Origin of the sequence: Pseudomonas sp. zfem005 (assembly GCF_032621735.1) — a bacterium.
Lineage (GTDB): Bacteria > Pseudomonadota > Gammaproteobacteria > Pseudomonadales > Pseudomonadaceae > Metapseudomonas > Metapseudomonas solani.
Genome location: NZ_JAVYJE010000003.1, coordinates 433,031 through 449,668 on the forward strand (window position 1 = coordinate 433,031; position 16,638 = coordinate 449,668).

Here is a 16,638-nt window from a genome sequence, read left to right on the forward strand (position 1 = left end):
AGCGGCGGCCACTCGGCTGCCGCGTCGACGTGGCCCGCATCCGCGTCCTGCCATCCTGGCGACCACGGGGCAATTGACCGGCCACTGCGGCTGCGGTTCACGGCCGTTCATCAGCCCGGAGCCCGCCGGCCGTGCCACCCGTCAGCTTGCGGCCAGCGGCCTGGAATCCTTTCGTCGCTCCGCTTGAATGACTCTGATCCTGTGCTTGACAGTTAAAATTATAGTCATAATATAAATCGTGAATTACGCACATCATATAAACATCCCCCCCTCTTCCCGGAGACACCGCAATGAGCTCGCACAACCTCAAGGGCACCGCACTGATCACTGGCGCATCCTCCGGGATCGGCGCCACCTACGCCGAACGCCTGGCCCGCCGTGGCCTCGACCTGCTGCTGGTGGCCCGCGACCAGAAACGCCTCGACGAACTGGCCAAACGCCTCGGCGGCGAATACGGCGTGAAGGTGGAAACCCTCAAGGCCGACCTGACCCAGCGCGCCGACCTGCGTGCGGTGGAACAGCGCCTGGCCAGCGATGCCGCCATCAAGGTGCTGGTGAACAACGCCGGGGTGGCGCAGAACGGCCAGTTGGCCGATGCCGACCTGGACCAGATCGACTCCATGATCGAGCTCAACGTCACCGCCCTCACCCACCTCTCGGTGGTCGCCGCCAAGCGCTTCGGCGAGGCCGGCGAAGGCGCGATCATCAACCTCGCCTCGGTGGTCGCGCTGATCCCCGAGATGTTCAACGCCACCTACAGCGCCACCAAGGCCTATGTACTGAGCCTGACCCAGACGCTGAACCACGAGATCGCGCCCAAGGGCGTGCAGGTACAGGCCGTGCTGCCGGGCATCACCCGCACCGAGATCTGGGAGCGCTCCGGCATCGACGCCGCGCACCTGGACCCGAACATGATCATGGAAGCCGGCGAGATGGTGGACGCCGCGCTGGCCGGCTTCGACCAGGGCGAACTGGTCACCATCCCCTCGCTGCCCGACGCCGGCGACTGGGCCGCCGTGGTCAGCGCCCGCACCAAGCTCGGCCCGAACATGTCCCGCAGCAGCGCGGCGGCGCGGTACAAGTGAACACTGCTGGCAAGGCCCGGAAACGGCGGCGCTGCGCGCCGCTTGGCGACTGAAGTCGCCCCTACAGCACTGCCGGGCTGACGCGCGGAGATGACCGCTGCGTAGGGTGGAGGTCGCTTTTTACCTCCACCGTGCGGCGTCGAACGTGGCACGCGGCTGTGCCTGGGACACGGGAGTTCAGCAGGACTTCGAAATGGCTGGGGGTCGGAGAAACGGTGGGCTGAAGCGCCACCCTACGCCCCCTTGCCCATCCTGTACCCGCCGGCGCGATCAGCGTCGAACGTGGCACGGGGAACATCGCCCACTCCATGCGCAACCAGCCGGTCGAAACCCCGCACGGTGGGTGGATGAAGCGTCATCCACCCTTAGCCGTCATCACCGTGCCAGGGGTGACGATCAGCGTGGTGCGATGTGCGCCACCATCAGCTGCACGCTTTCCTGCCCGCGGTATTCGTTGACGTCCAGCTTGTAGGCCACTTCCGCCCAGCGCACGGTGGGGTTGGGCCATTGGTCGCGGTCGATGTTGAAGGCGATGCCGTCCAGCTGCACCGAGCCGCATTCGGTCTTCAGCACCAGCTTGAGGTGGCGCTCGCCCACCAGGCGCTGCTGCACCACCTGGAAGATGCCGTGGAATACCGGCTCGGGGAAATGCTGGCCCCAGGGGCCGGCCTGGCGCAGGGCGCGGGCCAGTTCCAGGTGGAACTCCTGGATGCTCAGCTGGCCGTCGGAAAGCAGGCGGCCGGTGAGGTCCTCCTCATCCAGCTGGCGGCGCACCTCGGCGTCGAAGGCCGCAGCGAAGGCGCCGAAGTTTTCCACAGGCAGGGACAGCCCGGCGGCCATGGCGTGGCCGCCGAACTTGCTGATCAGTCCCGGGTGGCGCGCGGCCACGGCGTCCAGGGCGTCACGGATATGGAACCCCTGCACCGAGCGCGCCGAGCCCTTGAGCAGGCCCTCGCCGGCGTCGGCGAAGGCGATGGTCGGGCGGTGGTAACGCTCCTTCATGCGTGAGGCGAGGATGCCGATCACGCCCTGGTGCCAGTCCGCCTCGAACAGGCAGAGGCCGAAGGGCAGGTCTTCCAGGGGCAGGTCCTTGAGCTGCGCCAGGGCTTCGCGCTGCATGCCCTGCTCGATGGCCTTGCGGTCCTGGTTGAGCTGGTCGAGCTGCACCGCCATGTCGCGGGCCAGGGCCTCGTCCTCGCAGAGCAGGCATTCGATGCCCAGGCTCATGTCATCCAGGCGGCCGGCGGCGTTGAGGCGCGGGCCGAGGATGAAGCCGAGGTCGGTGGAGGTGATCCGCGCCGCCGGGCGGCCGGCGACTTCCAGCACCGCCTTGAGGCCGGCGCGGGCACGGCCGGCGCGGATGCGTGCCAGGCCCTGGTGCACCAGGATGCGGTTGTTGGCATCCAGCGGCACCACGTCGGCGACGCTGCCCAGGGCCACCAGGTCGAGCAGCTCGGCGAGGTTGGCGTCCGGGCGGCCGGTGCGGGTGAACCAGTCCAGCTGGCGCAGGCGCGCGCGCAGGGCCAGCAGCACGTAGAAGATCACGCCGACGCCGGCCATGGCCTTGCTGGGGAACTCGCAGCCCGGCTGGTTGGGGTTGACGATGGCGTCCGCCGCCGGCAGTTCCGGGCCCGGCAGGTGGTGGTCGGTGACCAGCACCTTGAGCCCGGCCGCCTTGGCCGCGGCCACGCCATCGACGCTGGAGATGCCGTTGTCCACGGTCACCAGCAGGTCGGGGCGACGCTCCAGGGCCACGGCGACGATCTCCGGGGTCAGGCCGTAGCCGTATTCGAAGCGGTTGGGCACCAGGTAGTCGACATGGGCCGCGCCGAGCATGCGCAGACCGAGCACGCCGACGGTGCTGGCGGTGGCGCCGTCGGCGTCGAAGTCGCCGACATAGAGGATGCGCTGGCGCTGTTCCAGGGCCTGCACCAGCAGTTCCACCGCCGCGTCGATGCCCTTGAGCTGCTGGTAGGGGATCAACCGCGCCAGGCCCTTGTCCAGCTCGGCGGCGGACTGCACGCCACGGGCGGCGTAGAGGCGGGTCAGCAGGGGCGGCAGGTCGCCGAGGTCAGGCAGGGTGGCGGGCAACGGGCGGGGATCGATACGCATGCGGCTCAGTCTTCAGGCTTGCAGGGCGGGAGGCCCGCCGTGGAACAGGGGGGGCCGCGCGACGGAGCCGGCGGCCGCGTGGGACAGCGGTCAGCGTTCGCCGGCCAGCCACTCCAGGGGGATCTCGTGCTGGCCACGCTCGTCGGTGATGAACAGCTCGCCGTCACTGATCATCACGCTCCAGTTGATGGCGCGCGGCATGTCCTTGGCGAGGTTCTCCAGGGCTTCCTGGTCGACCCCCACCACATTGATGTTCTTCAGGCTGCGCACACCGTCGAGCACCTTGGTCTGCCATACGCGCAGGTTGCCGTAGGCCACCAGGCTGAAGCGTTCGGTGCGACGCGAGCACCAGGTGATGCGTTCGGCATCCGGCTGGCCGACTTCGATCCAGTGCAGGACGCGGTCGTCGAGGCTCTTCTCCCACAGCGCCGGCTCGTCGACGTCCGACAGGCCGCGGCCGAACGCCAGCTGCTCGTGGTACCAGAGCGCGTAGGCGATCAGGCGCACGGCCAGGCGTTCCTCGGTTTCCGAGGGGTGCTTGGCGACGGTGAAACGCAGGTTCTCGTAGACGCTGCGATCGAGGTCGGTGAGATTGAGGTCGACTTTGTAGGGCGTCGCTTGCAGGGCCATGTGCGGGCTTCTTGGTTAGGCGAAAAGGCGGCAAGTCTAACCCGAAACCCGGCACCGCGCCCGGGCGCCGTCCGGCCGTTCGGCACCCGGAAATGCGCTCGGGTTCCCAGCCCGCGCGACTCGGGGTTGCCAGCCCGGGCCGGGCCCCTTTATAAGCCGCCCCGGTCCGCACTTCAGGAAAGGAAGCCAATGGAAGCGTTCATCATCGTGGCTGGCATCGTGGCACTCCTGGCCATCGCCCTGTGGCGCTCGGCCCGACGCACCCACGCCCCCCGCGTCAGCGCCGAGGGCGCCGCACAGATCAACCGGGTAGCCTTGCTCACCCTGCTCGAACCGCACCTGGGCCACCAGTTGGCGCAGCGCCTGGACGGCGAGGCACGCCAGTTGGCCATGCACCAGGTGGCCCCGGCGCTATTGCTCGCCGGCGACCGCGACCTGGCGCTGGGCGCCCTGGCCGAACTCACGGCCGGCTATCGCCAGTCGGCCCTGGAAGCGATGCTGGAGAACCAGCTGGAACAGACGGGTGCCCTCGCCGCCCTCGACCTGCTGGAAGCCAGCGCCAGTCCCCTGCCCGAAGCCCCCCTGCTGAGCATCCCGCTGATGGCCGCCGCCGGCCGCCGGGACCAGGCGCAGCAGTTGCTCGACAGCGTCACCGCCGGCCAGGAAGGCCAGGTGGGCCAGGCCCTGTCCGTCCGCCAGAACCTGCTGCTGGCCGGCCTGCAGCGCCAGCTGGAGCGCCCCGAAGCCGCCGACCGCAGCCTGGAGCGCGCCCGCGCCATGCTCAGCGTGCCGGTGCAGGACGCGCCCGCCGATTTCCAGGCCCTGCTGCGGGAATGCCTGGCCCAGGAGCGCCTCGACCTGTTCACCGAGCTGGCCGTCGCCCCCGACGCGCTGCTGGCCAACGACGCCATCACCCTGCTGCTGGCAAGCAACCGCGAAGCCCAGGCCCTGGAACTGCTGGCGCGCCCGGACATGCCGCTGCACGCCCTCGACTGGCACGAACTGCTGCGCCTGGCCCTGGACAGCGAACGCCCGCAACTGGCCGAGCGCCTGCTAGCCCAGGCCCCCGGAGAGATGCACCTGGAGCTGCTGGCCGACCTCATGGCCTGGCACGCCGGCCACGCCGATACCGTGCGCGCCGATGCACTGCTGCGCGCCAGCGGCCTCGACGGCAGCGACGCCACCTGGCTGCGCCTGGAGCTGGCCGGCCGCTGCACCGAGGTGCAGCCGGCCTGGAGCGCAGCACTGCTGCACCAGGGGCTGGAGGCCATGGAGGCGGTGGATAACGAGACCGATTGGATACGCCTGCGCCTGCTGGCACTGCGCAGCCGGCTGCAGGGCGAGGAAGCCCGCGACCCGGCACGGATGACCGCCGACCTGGAGGAGTTCGACGCCCTGCGCCAGCAACTGGACTGGGATGAACAGCTGGACCAGGCCTGCCACCTGGCCCGCCTGCAGCACCGGCTGGGGTTGCAAGATGCCGCCCTGGAGACCCTGGAAAAGGCCGTGGCGCTCTGGGAAGCGCAGGAAATCGACGACCCGGACGAACGCACCTGGTACCTGGAAACCCTGGCCGAAGCCGCCATCGCCCTCGACCAGATCGAGCGCGCCACCACCCTGCGCGATCGCCTGCTGGAACTGGACGGTGACAGCCGTGGCCTCGACGCCACGCTGCTGCGCCAGCACATCGACCAGGGGCGCTACCCGCAAGCCATCGCCCTGCTCGACCTGCGCAACCTCATGGCCCCCGAGAACCCCCTCGCCCGCCTGCGCCAGGCCATCGAACGCCTGCGCCCGGAGGCCCCGCAACGGGCCGACGAGCTGCAAAGGGAATTGCTCGATGCCCTCGCCAACGGCGCCCTGGGCACTTGAAAAAACTAGCTGCGTTGCCATCGCAGCGTTGAAGCCAGGCCAAAAAATGCTCATTTACAGCACGTAAACTGCGCTTTTCTGGCCTGTCTTCGCCTTGCGCTGACTGCCTCGCTGACGTTTTTACCCCCTATGCCAGGCGCTGCGCGCCGCTTGGCGACTGAAGTCGCCCCTACACAAAGCGCTCGTGCCACCGCAGGGACGTGACCGCTGTGTAGGGTGGAGGTCGCTCTTTACCTCCACCAGGCGGAGTCGAGCCCGGCACTGCGGCAATGCCTGGACCCCGCATTGATGGGTTTCGCGGAGCTCTACCCATCCTACGAGTCTGAAGTCGCCCAGGGACRTGACCGCCGTGTAGGGTGGAGGTCGCTTTTTACCTCCACCAGGCGGAGTCGAACTTGGCACGCGGTAATGCCTGGGACTGCGCATTGATGGGTTTCGCTCCGCTCTACCCATCCTACGAATTGGCCCTGTAGGTCGGGTGCAACCCGACGCACGCATCTTGAGCCTGTCTTCAACACCGCGATGGCCAGGCAGCCGGTTTTTCAACTGCCCCGGGCGGGGCGGGTGGGAATGGCGGCGTGATAGTGCTCCACGCGATTGCGTCCCTGGTTCTTCGCCTCGTAGAGCGCCTTGTCCGCCAGGGACAGCAGCCGATACAGCTCGTGCCCGGCCTGGGACGAGGTGGCGATGCCGATGCTCACGCTGAGCCGGCCAGGGCCGAGGAGGTCGCTTTCGGCGAATTCGCGACGGATGCGCTCGGCCACCAGCGTGGCGGTGGCCGCATCGGCGTCGCTCAGCAGGCAGGCGAACTCCTCGCCGCCGATGCGCCCGAACACATCGTGCTTGCGCATGCGTGCCGAGGTCACCGCGCAGAAGGCCATCAGCACCTCGTCGCCGGCCGAATGGCCGAAGGTGTCGTTGAGGCGCTTGAAGTTATCCAGGTCGCAGAGCAGCAGCGCCACCGACTCCTTGCGCGCCGCGCAGGCCTTGAGCAGCGCCTCGCCGGAGGTCATGAAGGCACGCCGATTGCCGATGCCGGTGAGCGGGTCGCTGAAGGCGGCGTGCTTGTACTGCAGCTCGGTGCGCTCCTTGACCATCGCCAGGGTGACGAAGGCCATGCCGATGGCGTAGAGCAGCGTCTCGAACACCATCACCGCGAAGAAACCGGTGCTCTGCCCGTCCACCGCGGCCTGGAACGGCACGCCCCGGTCCACCACCAGGCGCACGCCATAGGTGACGAAGTGGATCAGGTGCAGCGCCAGCGCCGGCTTGATGGACACCTGCAGCTCGTGCCGCGCGCGCCACAGCTCCAGGCCGGCGAGCAGGGTGTAGCCCAGGGTCAGCGCCGTGCTGACGAAGACCCGCGCCGGCAGCGATTCATAGAAGGCCGGCACGGTGCAGAGCACGGCCCAGAGCAGCGGCCCGGCGAGGATGCCCGGCAGGTGCGCGCGGCGCCCGGCGAACACGCGCATGGCCGTCCAGTTCATGGCGCAGCTGAACTGCAGCACGATATTGCCGAGGAGGATGGGCACCAGGTCGATGTTCATCCCGCGCAGGCTGCCGAGCACCGTGGCCAGCGCGCCGAGCAGCAGCATCAGGCTCAGGTAGCCGAGGGTGGGCTCGGGGCTGCCCCGGCGCCACGCGCGGCCCGCCAGCAGGCCGAGGAGCATGAGGATGTAGACGTCGACCAGCACCAGCGTGGGGATGTTCAGCGCCATGACGCCACTCCATGGCGAACGATCGCCGCCCCGGAAAGGGCCGGCGGGCTGGAGTGACGAGCGAGGGCGTGCATGGTGGTACCGGAAAAGGCAGCGAATGAAAATGTGACTTGCGTCGCACTTTACGCGTAACCGTGTGCGCCCGCCACGGCCTGCCGTCGGCCAATGGCCACCGGCCATTCACAGCCGCAGCAGCAACGCCTCCAGGGCCACCTGGGGCTGCAGCTTCCATACCGCGTAGCTGAGCGGGATCATTTCCAGCCCTGCGCGGGCCAGCACCTGGTAGCGCTCCAGGTCGAAGACGTCTTCGCTGGCGCCGGGGTAGCCGATCAGGTCGATGGCCAGCACCCGCTCGCCGCGCTGGCAGAACAGGTCCAGGCAATGCCCGGCCACCGGGTAGCCGGACCAGACGCGCACGCCCTGCCCTTGCAGCGCCTCCGCCACCTGCTGCTGGAAGGCATCCACCGCCTGGCCGCCGTGGTCATGGCCCTGGCCCTGTTCCAGGCGTTCCAGGTAGCGCCGCAGCAGGTGACCGGGGGCGAGCTGCCGTTCATCGCCGCTGAACAGCAACATCTGGTGCTCGCGGGCGCGGGTGATGGCGACGTTGAACATGTCTTCGCGGTTGAGGTAGTGGGCGGCCTGGGCGCCGGCAGCGTCGATGGCGAAGCTGAGGATCATCAGGTCGCGCTCCTCGCCCTGAAAACCGTAGGGCGTGGCCACGCGCACGCGGAACTGCGCCAGCAACTCGCCCGGCAGGCGCTCGGCGAGCAGGCGGCGCAGGTGTTCCACCTGGTCGCGGAAGGGCGAGAGCAGGCCGACACTGGGCTTGATCTGGCTGTCGCGGTATCGGCCGACATGCTCTTCGAGCAGCGCCAAGGCGCGCTCCGCCTCCACCGGGTTGTGCCCGGCCGGCACGCGCTGGCCTTCCAGGCGGTGCAGGCTGAGGCTTTCGGCGGCGACCTGCTCGGGGCGCTCCTTCATCACCCGGATGCGGCCGTTGTAGAAGACCTCGTTGCTGAAGCGGATCAGCGCCGGGCGGCCACGGAAGTGTTCGTCGAGGAAGGTCAGCGCACGCTGGCTGGCCAGGCGCTCGCCCACCAGGTCGAGCAGGCTGTTGTCGCGGTAGCTCCAGGCCTGCTGGTCGCTCTCCGGCAGCTCGGCGCGCTGCAGCAGCTGGCGCTCCTGGGCGCGGGAGAGGAAGGACACATGGCGCAACTGGCGGCTGTCGCCGGCCACCACCGCGCGCTTGCAACGCTGCAGGGCCGGCAGTGCGCTGGCGATGTCGCACTGGGTGGCCTCGTCTATCACCAGCACGTCGAACAGCCCCTCGCGCAGCGGCAGCACCTTGTGCAGGTCGTCCAGGCTCACCACCCAGATGGGGAAGGCGGCGAGCAGGCGCGCCGGGTCGAGTTCGTCGAACAGCGATTGCTGGCGCTGCGAGCTGCGCGCGCGGATGGCCTGGTTGTAGCGCACGAAGGTCTGCCGGTCGCTGTCCAGCAGGCGTTGCAGGCGCTCCACCCGCAGGCTGTCGATGTACTGGCGGCTGTGGGCCTCGCGGCGGCGCTGGCAATCGCGCAGGTCGTCGAGTATCTGCCAGTGACGCACGCTGCCACGCACCCGCCGCTCGACCCAGGGCACCTGCAACCAGCGCTGCCAGAAGGCCAGGGTGCCACGCTCGGCGCGCACCAGCAGGCTGCTCCAGCGCAAGGCCTGGCGGCTGCGTTTGTCGAAGGCCCGGGACAGCGCGGCCTCCTCGTCCAGCAGGTCTTTCAGTGCCCGCTGCTGGCGGGCCACGGCGCCCTCCTCCAGCGGCGGCAGTTCGCCCTGCAGCAGTTGGTCGAGGCGCGCACGCAGGGTGCGCAGCAGGGATTGCTCCTCCACCTGCAACACGCCGTCGCGCAGGCCGAGGTCATCACGCAGCTTGTCGGCGATCACCGTGACCGCCTGCTGGCTGCGGCTGACCAGCAGTACGCTCTCGCCCTGCAGGTGGCGGTCGAGGGCCAGGGCAGCCAGGGTGTAGCTCTTGCCGGTGCCGGGCGGCCCGGCGACGAAGCTCAGGGGGTAGCGGGTGGCGTTGGCCAGGGCCTGGCGCTGGGCCAGGCTGAGGGAGGCCGGCAGGGCTTCCGGGCGGCTGGGGGTGCCGAGCGGCACGTTCTCTTCACCGCCCGCCTCAGCCCCCGCGTCTTCACCCAGCAACTGCCGCAGGGCCGGCGAATGACGCTCCGCCCCCTGTAGCAGTTGCAGTTCATGGAGGATGCCGCGGCTGCCGGCACCGCGCTCGGCCAGGGCCACCAGTGCCGCCGAACGCAGCGACAGGCGCTGGGCGGCCATGGCCTTCTTCAGGGGCGCGGCGTCTTCCAGGGCGGGGAAGGCGGTGGCCGGGAGCACCTCGCCGACCACGGTGAAGCGCTGCAGCCAGGTCATCAGGTCTGCCAGGTAGTGATCGTCCAGCGCGCCGCTGGGCAGCGGCAGGCTTTCCAGCCCCTGCTCGGCATCGGCCTTGAGCAGCTGGCGCAGCAGGCGGCGGTTGAGTTGGGGCTGGGCCAGGTCGATGGCCAGGCTCGGTGGCGCGCCCTCGCCGAGGCTTTCCAGGCGCGCTTCGAAATACACCAGCGGCGCGCAGTGGCGCACCGCCTTGCCCTCGGCATCGCTGCGCCGCCCGCACACCGGCAGCACGCCGTAGATCAGCTGCAGCTCGCGCTGGTAGAGGTTCTGCTGCTGCAACAGGTGCTCGCCCAGCTCGGCGGAGAGCGCGGCGAAGGGCATGGCACCGCTGGCCAGTTCCTCGCGCCCGTCCAGCCAGCCCCAGCGCTCGGCCTTGAAGGTGCTGACATCGTCCAGTTGCAGTTCGCGGCTATCGGCCTGGTAGCAGGCGCGGTAGAAGGACAGGCGTTTCGCGATCGACGGCATGGGGCGTCCCGAGGCGGTTTCCAGCGGCGCATTGTGCCGGAATCAGGGGGTTGGGCTGAATCGGTTGGTGCGTGTTTTGGCGATGGGGTCGAGATTGGGGCATTCGGGAGCGTCGAGGGGGGCATCGAGGGGGCTGGGGGGAAGCGGTGGGCTGAAGCGGAGCGCCGCCCGGCCCACCCTACGCGCTGCCCCCTAGGTCGCCCCGGCACAAGCAGGCGGTTTCGAGCCTGGTACATCCGCGATGCCTGGGAATCCGTATTGATGGGTTTCGTACCTCTACCCATCCTACGAGAGCGGTGCCGCGCCCAATCAGCGCGGGGCGTAGCGTTTCCACAGTTGTTCGAATTCGGCCTGGTAGCTGCCTACCAGGTGCGCGTTGTCGATCACCAGCAGGTTTTCCTCGTTGCTGGTGCTGGCGCTGCGGGTCCAGTTGAAGCTGCCGTTGAGCAACAGGCGGCCATCGAACAGGGCGAACTTGTGGTGCATGTGGAAGGGGCTGTCGTCGATGCGCAGGGGCACGCCGGCGGCCTGCAGCTGGCGGATGTCGCTGCCTTCGTCGAAGAGTTTCTCGTTGTCGCTGATCACCCGCACGGCGATGCCGCGCTGGTGGCAGGCGAGGATTTCGCTGCTGAGCTGGTCGTCGGAGATGGTGTAGACGCAGATGTCCACACCCTGCCGTGCCTGGCGCAGCAGCTCGCGGATCTTGCGCCGGCATTCCTCGCCTGGGCTGAAGTGGGCGCTGGCGATATTGCGCACCGGCGCGGCGCTGACGTCCAGGGTCTTGATCACCTGCTCCAGCCACTTCAGCGCCGGCAGGGTGTTGGCGGCGTCGGCCAGGGCCAGCTCGCGCACCAGGTCGAAGGCGCGGTTGCGCAGGTAGCGCACCTGGTCCGGGCCCAGCTCAGTGCCCAGTTGGCGCAGTTCGTCGCGCTCCTCGTTGCTCAGCTTCAGGTCCAGCAGGCTGTCACGCAGCTGCTGGTCGAGTCCGTCGAAATCCATGGAGCCTCCCTCTCTTCGGGTTGTTCGCCGGGCTGGCCAGCCCAGCGGGTCAGGACGATTCGCCACCCGGTGCCTTGCCGGCGCCCATCATCTCGCCCAACTGGTTGAGGCGGTTGGAGATGTCGTTGATGCGGTGGTGGGTGCGCAGGTCGATGTCGATCTTCTTGTCCATCACCTTGATCAGCGGCAGGAAGCTGTTCTCCAGGCTCTCGGCCAGGCTGACCAGCACCTCGCGCACGCCCTGCTGGGCCGGGGCGACCACCTCGACTTCTAGATTGGCCGGTTTCTGCACCAGCTTCTCCAGCCCGGCAAGCAGTTCCTGCCAGGGCACCTGGGCATCCGCCGGGGCCTCTTCCACGTCGGGCTGGCGGGCCAGGCCGCGCACGCTTTCCACCAGGTCGTTGAGCTGGGCCACCACGCGGCCGCCAACGTCGGTGTCGCTGCCGCCCATGGCTTTGTTGCGCTGGAAGTCGCGCTTGATCTGCGCCCAGCGCTCGACTTGCTCCGGGCTCTGGTTGCCGCGCAGTTCGGCGAGCTTGAGCAGGTTTTCCTCGGCGCCGGTGGTGAGCAGCTGCGACTCGCCCTGGTAGTGGTCGGCCAGCAGTTGCAGCAGCTCGGCGTCGTTCATCACGGCGGAGATCTTCTCCGCCATCTTGTTCATGTTGCGGTAGGAACCCTGCAGCTTGAACGGCGGCTCGGTGCGGTACTGGTCGGCCTGGGCGGCACTGGCGATGTACTGCTGGTTGACCTTGAGCACCACGTCGCGCACCTGCATCAGGCGTTGCAGGGTGGTGGTGATCTCGTTGATCTCGGCGCCGCTGTAGCTGTGGCTCAGCTCGTTGCTGGAGAAGGGCTTGCCCTCGGCCTTGGCGACGAAGCGATAGACATCGGCCATGTCGCGGGTGGCCAGGGGCGCCAGCACCGGGTTGGAGGTCAGGCCGTTCTCGATGTAGCTGAGGGAGAAGGCTTCCTGCATGCCGCCCAGGGTGTCGCCGAGGTTATAGATATCGGCACGGTTGGCGAGCATGTCGGGGATCTTGAACACGTCGCCGGACTCGGTGTACGGGTTGCCCGACATCACCACGCAGAACTTCTTGCCGCGCATGTCGTAGGTCTTGGTGCGGCCCTTCCACACGCCCTCGATGCGCCGGGTGCCGTCGCACAGCGAGATGAATTTCTGCAGGAATTCCGGGTGTGTGTGCTGGATGTCGTCGACATAGAGCATCACGTTGTTGCCCATCTCCAGGGCCAGGTTGAGCTTCTCCAGCTCCTGGCGCGAGGTGGCGTCCGGCGCCTGGGCCGGGTCCAGGGAGCGCACTTCGTGGCCCAGAGCCGGGCCGTTGATCTTCATGAAGATCAGCCCGAGGCGGTGCGCCACGTATTCCATCAGGGTGGTCTTGCCGTAGCCGGGGGGCGAGATGAGCATCAGCAGGCCCATCAGGTCGGTGCGCTTGTTCTCGCCCACGGTGCCCATCTGCTTGGCCAGGTTGTCGCCGATCACGCCCAGGTAGACGTCGTTGATCAGCTTGTTGCGCACGAAGGAGCTGAGCGGGCGCGGCTTGAATTCGGCCAGGCGCAGGGCATCGCGCTCGCGGCCGATGATGACCTGGCGCAGCGCCTGGTAGCGCTGCAGCCCGGGCAGGAAATCCTCGCGGTGGCCACGCAGGCGGGCGAAGAAGTCATCCACCGCCAGTTGCAGGCTGCGCTCGGCGATGCGCGGGTGCTCGCCCATGAGGTTGCCGACGGTGAAGCGCAGGTCGACCTCGGTGATGCGCCGCGGGAAGTCCTCGGCCAGCAGCGACAGGGCCACCGCCTCGGGGATGTAGTCGGCCAGGGCGGCATGCTCGCCCTCCGAGCACAGCCCCTGCAGCCAGTTGCTCGCCAGCGCCCACTGCGCCGCCGGGCGCTCGGCCAGGCGCGACAGGGCCTGCTGGTAGTCGTCCCACATGCGCGCGCCCTGCAGGCGCAGCTTGAGCGTCTCCTGCAACTGGCGGGCGTATTTGCTGAAGGTGAATTCGATGCGCTCGGCGGCCAGTTCCTGCACCAGGTACTCGGCGGCTTCCGCCGTGGCGGTGGCGCCCAGCGCCAGGGGCTGCTCGACGAGGAAGGCCTGCATCGCGGCGAGGATTTCCGCCTGCAACTGCAGCAGGCCCTCGCGGCGGCCGAACAGCTGCTGGATATGCCGGCTGGTACGGGCCCGCTCCGGCCATTGGGCGGCGGCTTCGTCGCTGCGGCGGAGGTCCCAGAACAGGCTGGCGAAGGCCCGCGCCGGGGCGGTATGGCGCAGCAGGCCGGCGCTTTCGCGCAGCGGCAGCAGCTGGGCCAGGATGGCGGCGGCGTCGTGGTCGTGGATGCCCTTCTCGTAGCCTTCCTTGTAGCGCGGCGCGGCGAAGTCGCGGATCACCCGCGCCAGCTCGTCGGGCTGCCCCAGCAGTTGCTTGAGGCCGTCCAGGCTGAGGTTTTCCTGCCCCGCATCGGCGGCGTCGAGCACCTGCCCGGCGAGGTATTCGGCGCGGTACAGCTGCGCGGATTCGGACTCCAGCGCCACCTGCCAGAAGGCCTTGAGGGCATCCAGCTCGGGGTCGCGCAGGGGTTCGAGGAAGTCGGTGCCGGTGAGGTGCAGGTGCAGCTCGTCGCCCCGGGGCATCAGGGTCAGGTCCAGCTCCTGGGTGTTGACGCTGAAGCGGTGGCGCGGGCCGAGCTTGATGACGTTGCCGCCCTCTTCGAACAGCTCGGTCTTGTCGCGCAGGGCACGCACGGCCTGGTCGCGGGCGCCCTTGAGGCGGGCCTCGACGTCATCGGCCTTGACGCTGTCCTTGAGCTCGCGCAGGCGCTCGGCCAGTTCGCGCAGCTTGAGGATCAGCGGGTCGGCGGCGAAGAAGGCGTTGAGCTCTTCGGCCTGGGTGAATTTCGCCGTGCGCCGGCCGAGGCTTTCGAGGATGCGCCGGGCCGCGTCGAGCAGGCCCTGGGCCTTGCGCTGGCGCTCGTCGAGCAGGGATTGCTTGTGCGCCTCGAAGGTTTCCAGCAGCTCTTCGCGCTTGGCGAGGATGTCGCCGAGGAACTGCTCGTGGTCGCCGAAGCGGCTCTCCAGTTCCTCCAGCTGCACCAGCAGGCGCGACAGCTGTTCGTCGCAGCGCTCCGGGTCCTGGGCCTGGCCCAGGGCGTTGGTGATGCCCTGGCTGAAGAGTTTGAACTGGGCACCGAACTGGGCCACGGTCTCGGTGGACCCCAGCCCCTTGCGCCGCTGCTCGGCACGGGCCTTGGCCTGGTTGAGGCGGGCGTAGATCTCGGAGATGGATTCGATGATGCGGGTGCGCTGGGTGGCGTCGTCGATCTGCAGCGAGGCCATCAGGCTGGAGAGCATGTCGAGGTCGGCGGCCATGGCCTGCAACGCGGCCAGGGGCTCGGCCAGCTGGGCCACGGTTTCGGCCTTCTGCGCCTCGGCGTCGAGGGCCTCCAGGCGGGCGACGAAGGGCTGCAGCGCCTGCTCGCTGGCGAGGAAGCCGGCGGTGGCGGCGGCAGTGCGTTCCTGGGCCTTGAGCAGCTCGGCTTCCATGGCGTCGATGCGCGCCACGTCTATGTAGCGGTAGTCGCGGATGGTCAGCAGCAGGCCGCGCTGGGCGGTGATGCCGTTGAGGGCGTCGACGAAGCTCTGCACCTGGTCCCAGCTGTCCGGCAGCAGGCCGTCGAGCAGGGCTTTCTGTTTATCTTCGGCGCCGACCATGGCCTGGTCGGACTGGCGGCGGATGCTCTCGACCTTCTCGTATTCGTCCAGCACCAGCTCGGCGGTGGCGGCCACTTCGCGCAGCAGCGGCGCCAGGCCTTCCAGCTGGTCGCTGCCGAGCCAGTGGTAGACGTCGAACAGGCGGCGGGTGTTCTGGCACAGCTGGGAGTAGCGCTGCACCGAGACCGCGGGGGTTTCGATCTCGCGGCTGAGGTCGTAGAGGTCGGAGACGCCACGCACCAGTTCGGCGTTGCCGATGCGCCCGAGGAAGCCACTGCGGGCCGGCTGGCGGGCGGCGTATTCCTCGGTGAAGAAGGGGGTCTGCCAGACCTGCATCGGGTGGATACGGGTGGGCTCGTCGCCCTCGGCGGCGAAGATCACCATGCGCCCGTCTTCCAGGCGCGCGTAGCCGTGGCCGAACAGCGGGTTCTGCAGCTGGCGGTTGATCATGTTGTAGGTGAGCAGCACCGCCCGCCCCTGTTCGGGGTGGTAGAAGATGTACTGCACGTCCTCGCCGTTGGGCGAGCGCACGGCACGCTTGAAGCGCATGCCGTCCATGGATTGCTCGAAGGTCTTGTACTCGCCGTTCTGCAGGTAGTAACCGCCGGGGAAGATGATGCCGTGGTCTTCCGGCAGCTGGACGCAGGCCAGGCCGATGGCGTCGATGCGCTCGACCTTGCGGGTGAGGCTGTTGAACACCAGGTAGCGCCACTGCTCCTCACGATAGGGCAGCACCTTGAGCAGGATCAGGCTGCCGAGGCGGGCGAACTCCACCTGGGCATCGTCGAGGGACTGGGTCTTGTCGAGCACCTCCTCGCGGTAGATGCCGAGACCGTCCTCGGTGTTGTTCTCGACCTTGATGGTGAGGTCACCGCCGATGGTTTCGACGAACACCGTGTCGAGGATGTTCAGGTGCGGGAAGCGCCCCTGTACCACCATGTCGCGGGTGGCCTTCTTCCATTCGAAGTCGAAGGGCGCCGGCAGGGCGATGTCGCGCTCGCCACGGTTGTCGATGTAGCGCACATCGCGGCCGTCGGCGGAAATGGACCAGCGGAACACGCGGATGTCGGTGATGCGCTCGCCGATCTGGAAGCTCGCCAGCAACTTGCCGTCGCGGATGGCCAGCTGCAGCAGGCGGGTGTTCTTGTAATAGGTGTAGAGCTCGTTGAAGTCGTTGACGAAGCCCTGGGCCGCGAGGAACGAACCCTCCAGCGGCACCGGCTCGGCTTCGTAGCCCTCGCCCTCCTCCACCAGGCGGTAGAGGGAGAACACGTCGGCGACGTGGGTCTCCTTCTTCAGGCCGATGAAGACGTTGTAGCCGAACAGCAGGCAGTCGCCGACCTGGACGATGTCACGGGCGATGCAGTTGTTCTCGGTACGGATGCGCACCCGGCCGATGACGTCCATGCGGCTGTTGCCGAACTCTTCCAGGCGCTTCTGGTTGAGGGACTCGGTGGTCCGCCGCAGGCGTTGCCCCTGGTCCAGCAGGCGCTTGTGCAGCACCTCGTAGGCGCCGCCTTCGGCGACGGCCTTGTCCAGTACATCCTGAGCGGGAGTTGCGGCTTGGGCATCCGACATCGTGGTCTTC

At 68.4% G+C, this 16,638-nt stretch carries 8 protein-coding genes; 2 read left to right on the plus strand and 6 right to left on the minus strand.

Features of this window, described 5'->3' with window-relative positions; genetic code table 11:
- The first annotated feature begins 290 nt into the window (after positions 1–290).
- A complete protein-coding gene (locus RTW82_RS08790; protein ID WP_021217190.1) occupies positions 291–1,085 on the plus strand; it encodes an SDR family NAD(P)-dependent oxidoreductase in 795 nt (264 codons plus the stop codon).
- 396 nt (positions 1,086–1,481) lie between these two features.
- On the opposite strand, the gene recJ is transcribed toward RTW82_RS08790, so the two are convergent.
- Both recJ and RTW82_RS08800 read right to left on the minus strand, forming a co-directional pair.
- Positions 1,482–3,197 (minus strand): single-stranded-DNA-specific exonuclease RecJ, encoded by a 1,716-nt coding sequence (gene recJ / locus RTW82_RS08795; protein ID WP_021217191.1) that lies wholly within the window; start codon positions 3,195–3,197, stop codon positions 1,482–1,484.
- A gap of 90 nt (positions 3,198–3,287) precedes the next feature.
- On the minus strand, positions 3,288–3,827 hold the full coding sequence (locus RTW82_RS08800) for a YaeQ family protein (protein WP_021217192.1): 540 nt from the start codon (positions 3,825–3,827) through the stop codon (positions 3,288–3,290).
- 189 nt (positions 3,828–4,016) lie between these two features.
- Between RTW82_RS08800 and RTW82_RS08805 the strand changes: the two genes are divergently transcribed.
- The gene (locus tag RTW82_RS08805; RefSeq protein ID WP_316924856.1) at positions 4,017–5,699 is read left to right on the plus strand and encodes a hypothetical protein; all 1,683 of its coding nucleotides are present in this window, start codon (positions 4,017–4,019) and stop codon (positions 5,697–5,699) included.
- 542 nt (positions 5,700–6,241) lie between these two features.
- Here RTW82_RS08805 and RTW82_RS08810 read toward each other — a convergent pair.
- From RTW82_RS08810 to RTW82_RS08825, 4 genes are all read right to left on the minus strand, one after another.
- Positions 6,242–7,417, minus strand: coding sequence for a GGDEF domain-containing protein (locus tag RTW82_RS08810; protein WP_316924857.1), 1,176 nt, complete (start codon positions 7,415–7,417; stop codon positions 6,242–6,244).
- A 180-nt stretch (positions 7,418–7,597) separates the two neighbouring features.
- Complete coding sequence (locus RTW82_RS08815) at positions 7,598–10,327, minus strand: AAA domain-containing protein (protein ID WP_316924858.1); 2,730 nt, start codon at positions 10,325–10,327, stop codon at positions 7,598–7,600.
- Between the two features lie 309 nt (positions 10,328–10,636).
- Positions 10,637–11,326: a phospholipase D-like domain-containing protein gene (locus RTW82_RS08820; RefSeq protein ID WP_021217059.1), complete on the minus strand. Its 690-nt coding sequence runs from the start codon at positions 11,324–11,326 to the stop codon at positions 10,637–10,639.
- A 49-nt stretch (positions 11,327–11,375) separates the two neighbouring features.
- Positions 11,376–16,628 (minus strand): DNA repair ATPase, encoded by a 5,253-nt coding sequence (locus tag RTW82_RS08825; RefSeq protein WP_316924859.1) that lies wholly within the window; start codon positions 16,626–16,628, stop codon positions 11,376–11,378.
- Between the last annotated feature and the right edge of the window lie 10 nt (positions 16,629–16,638).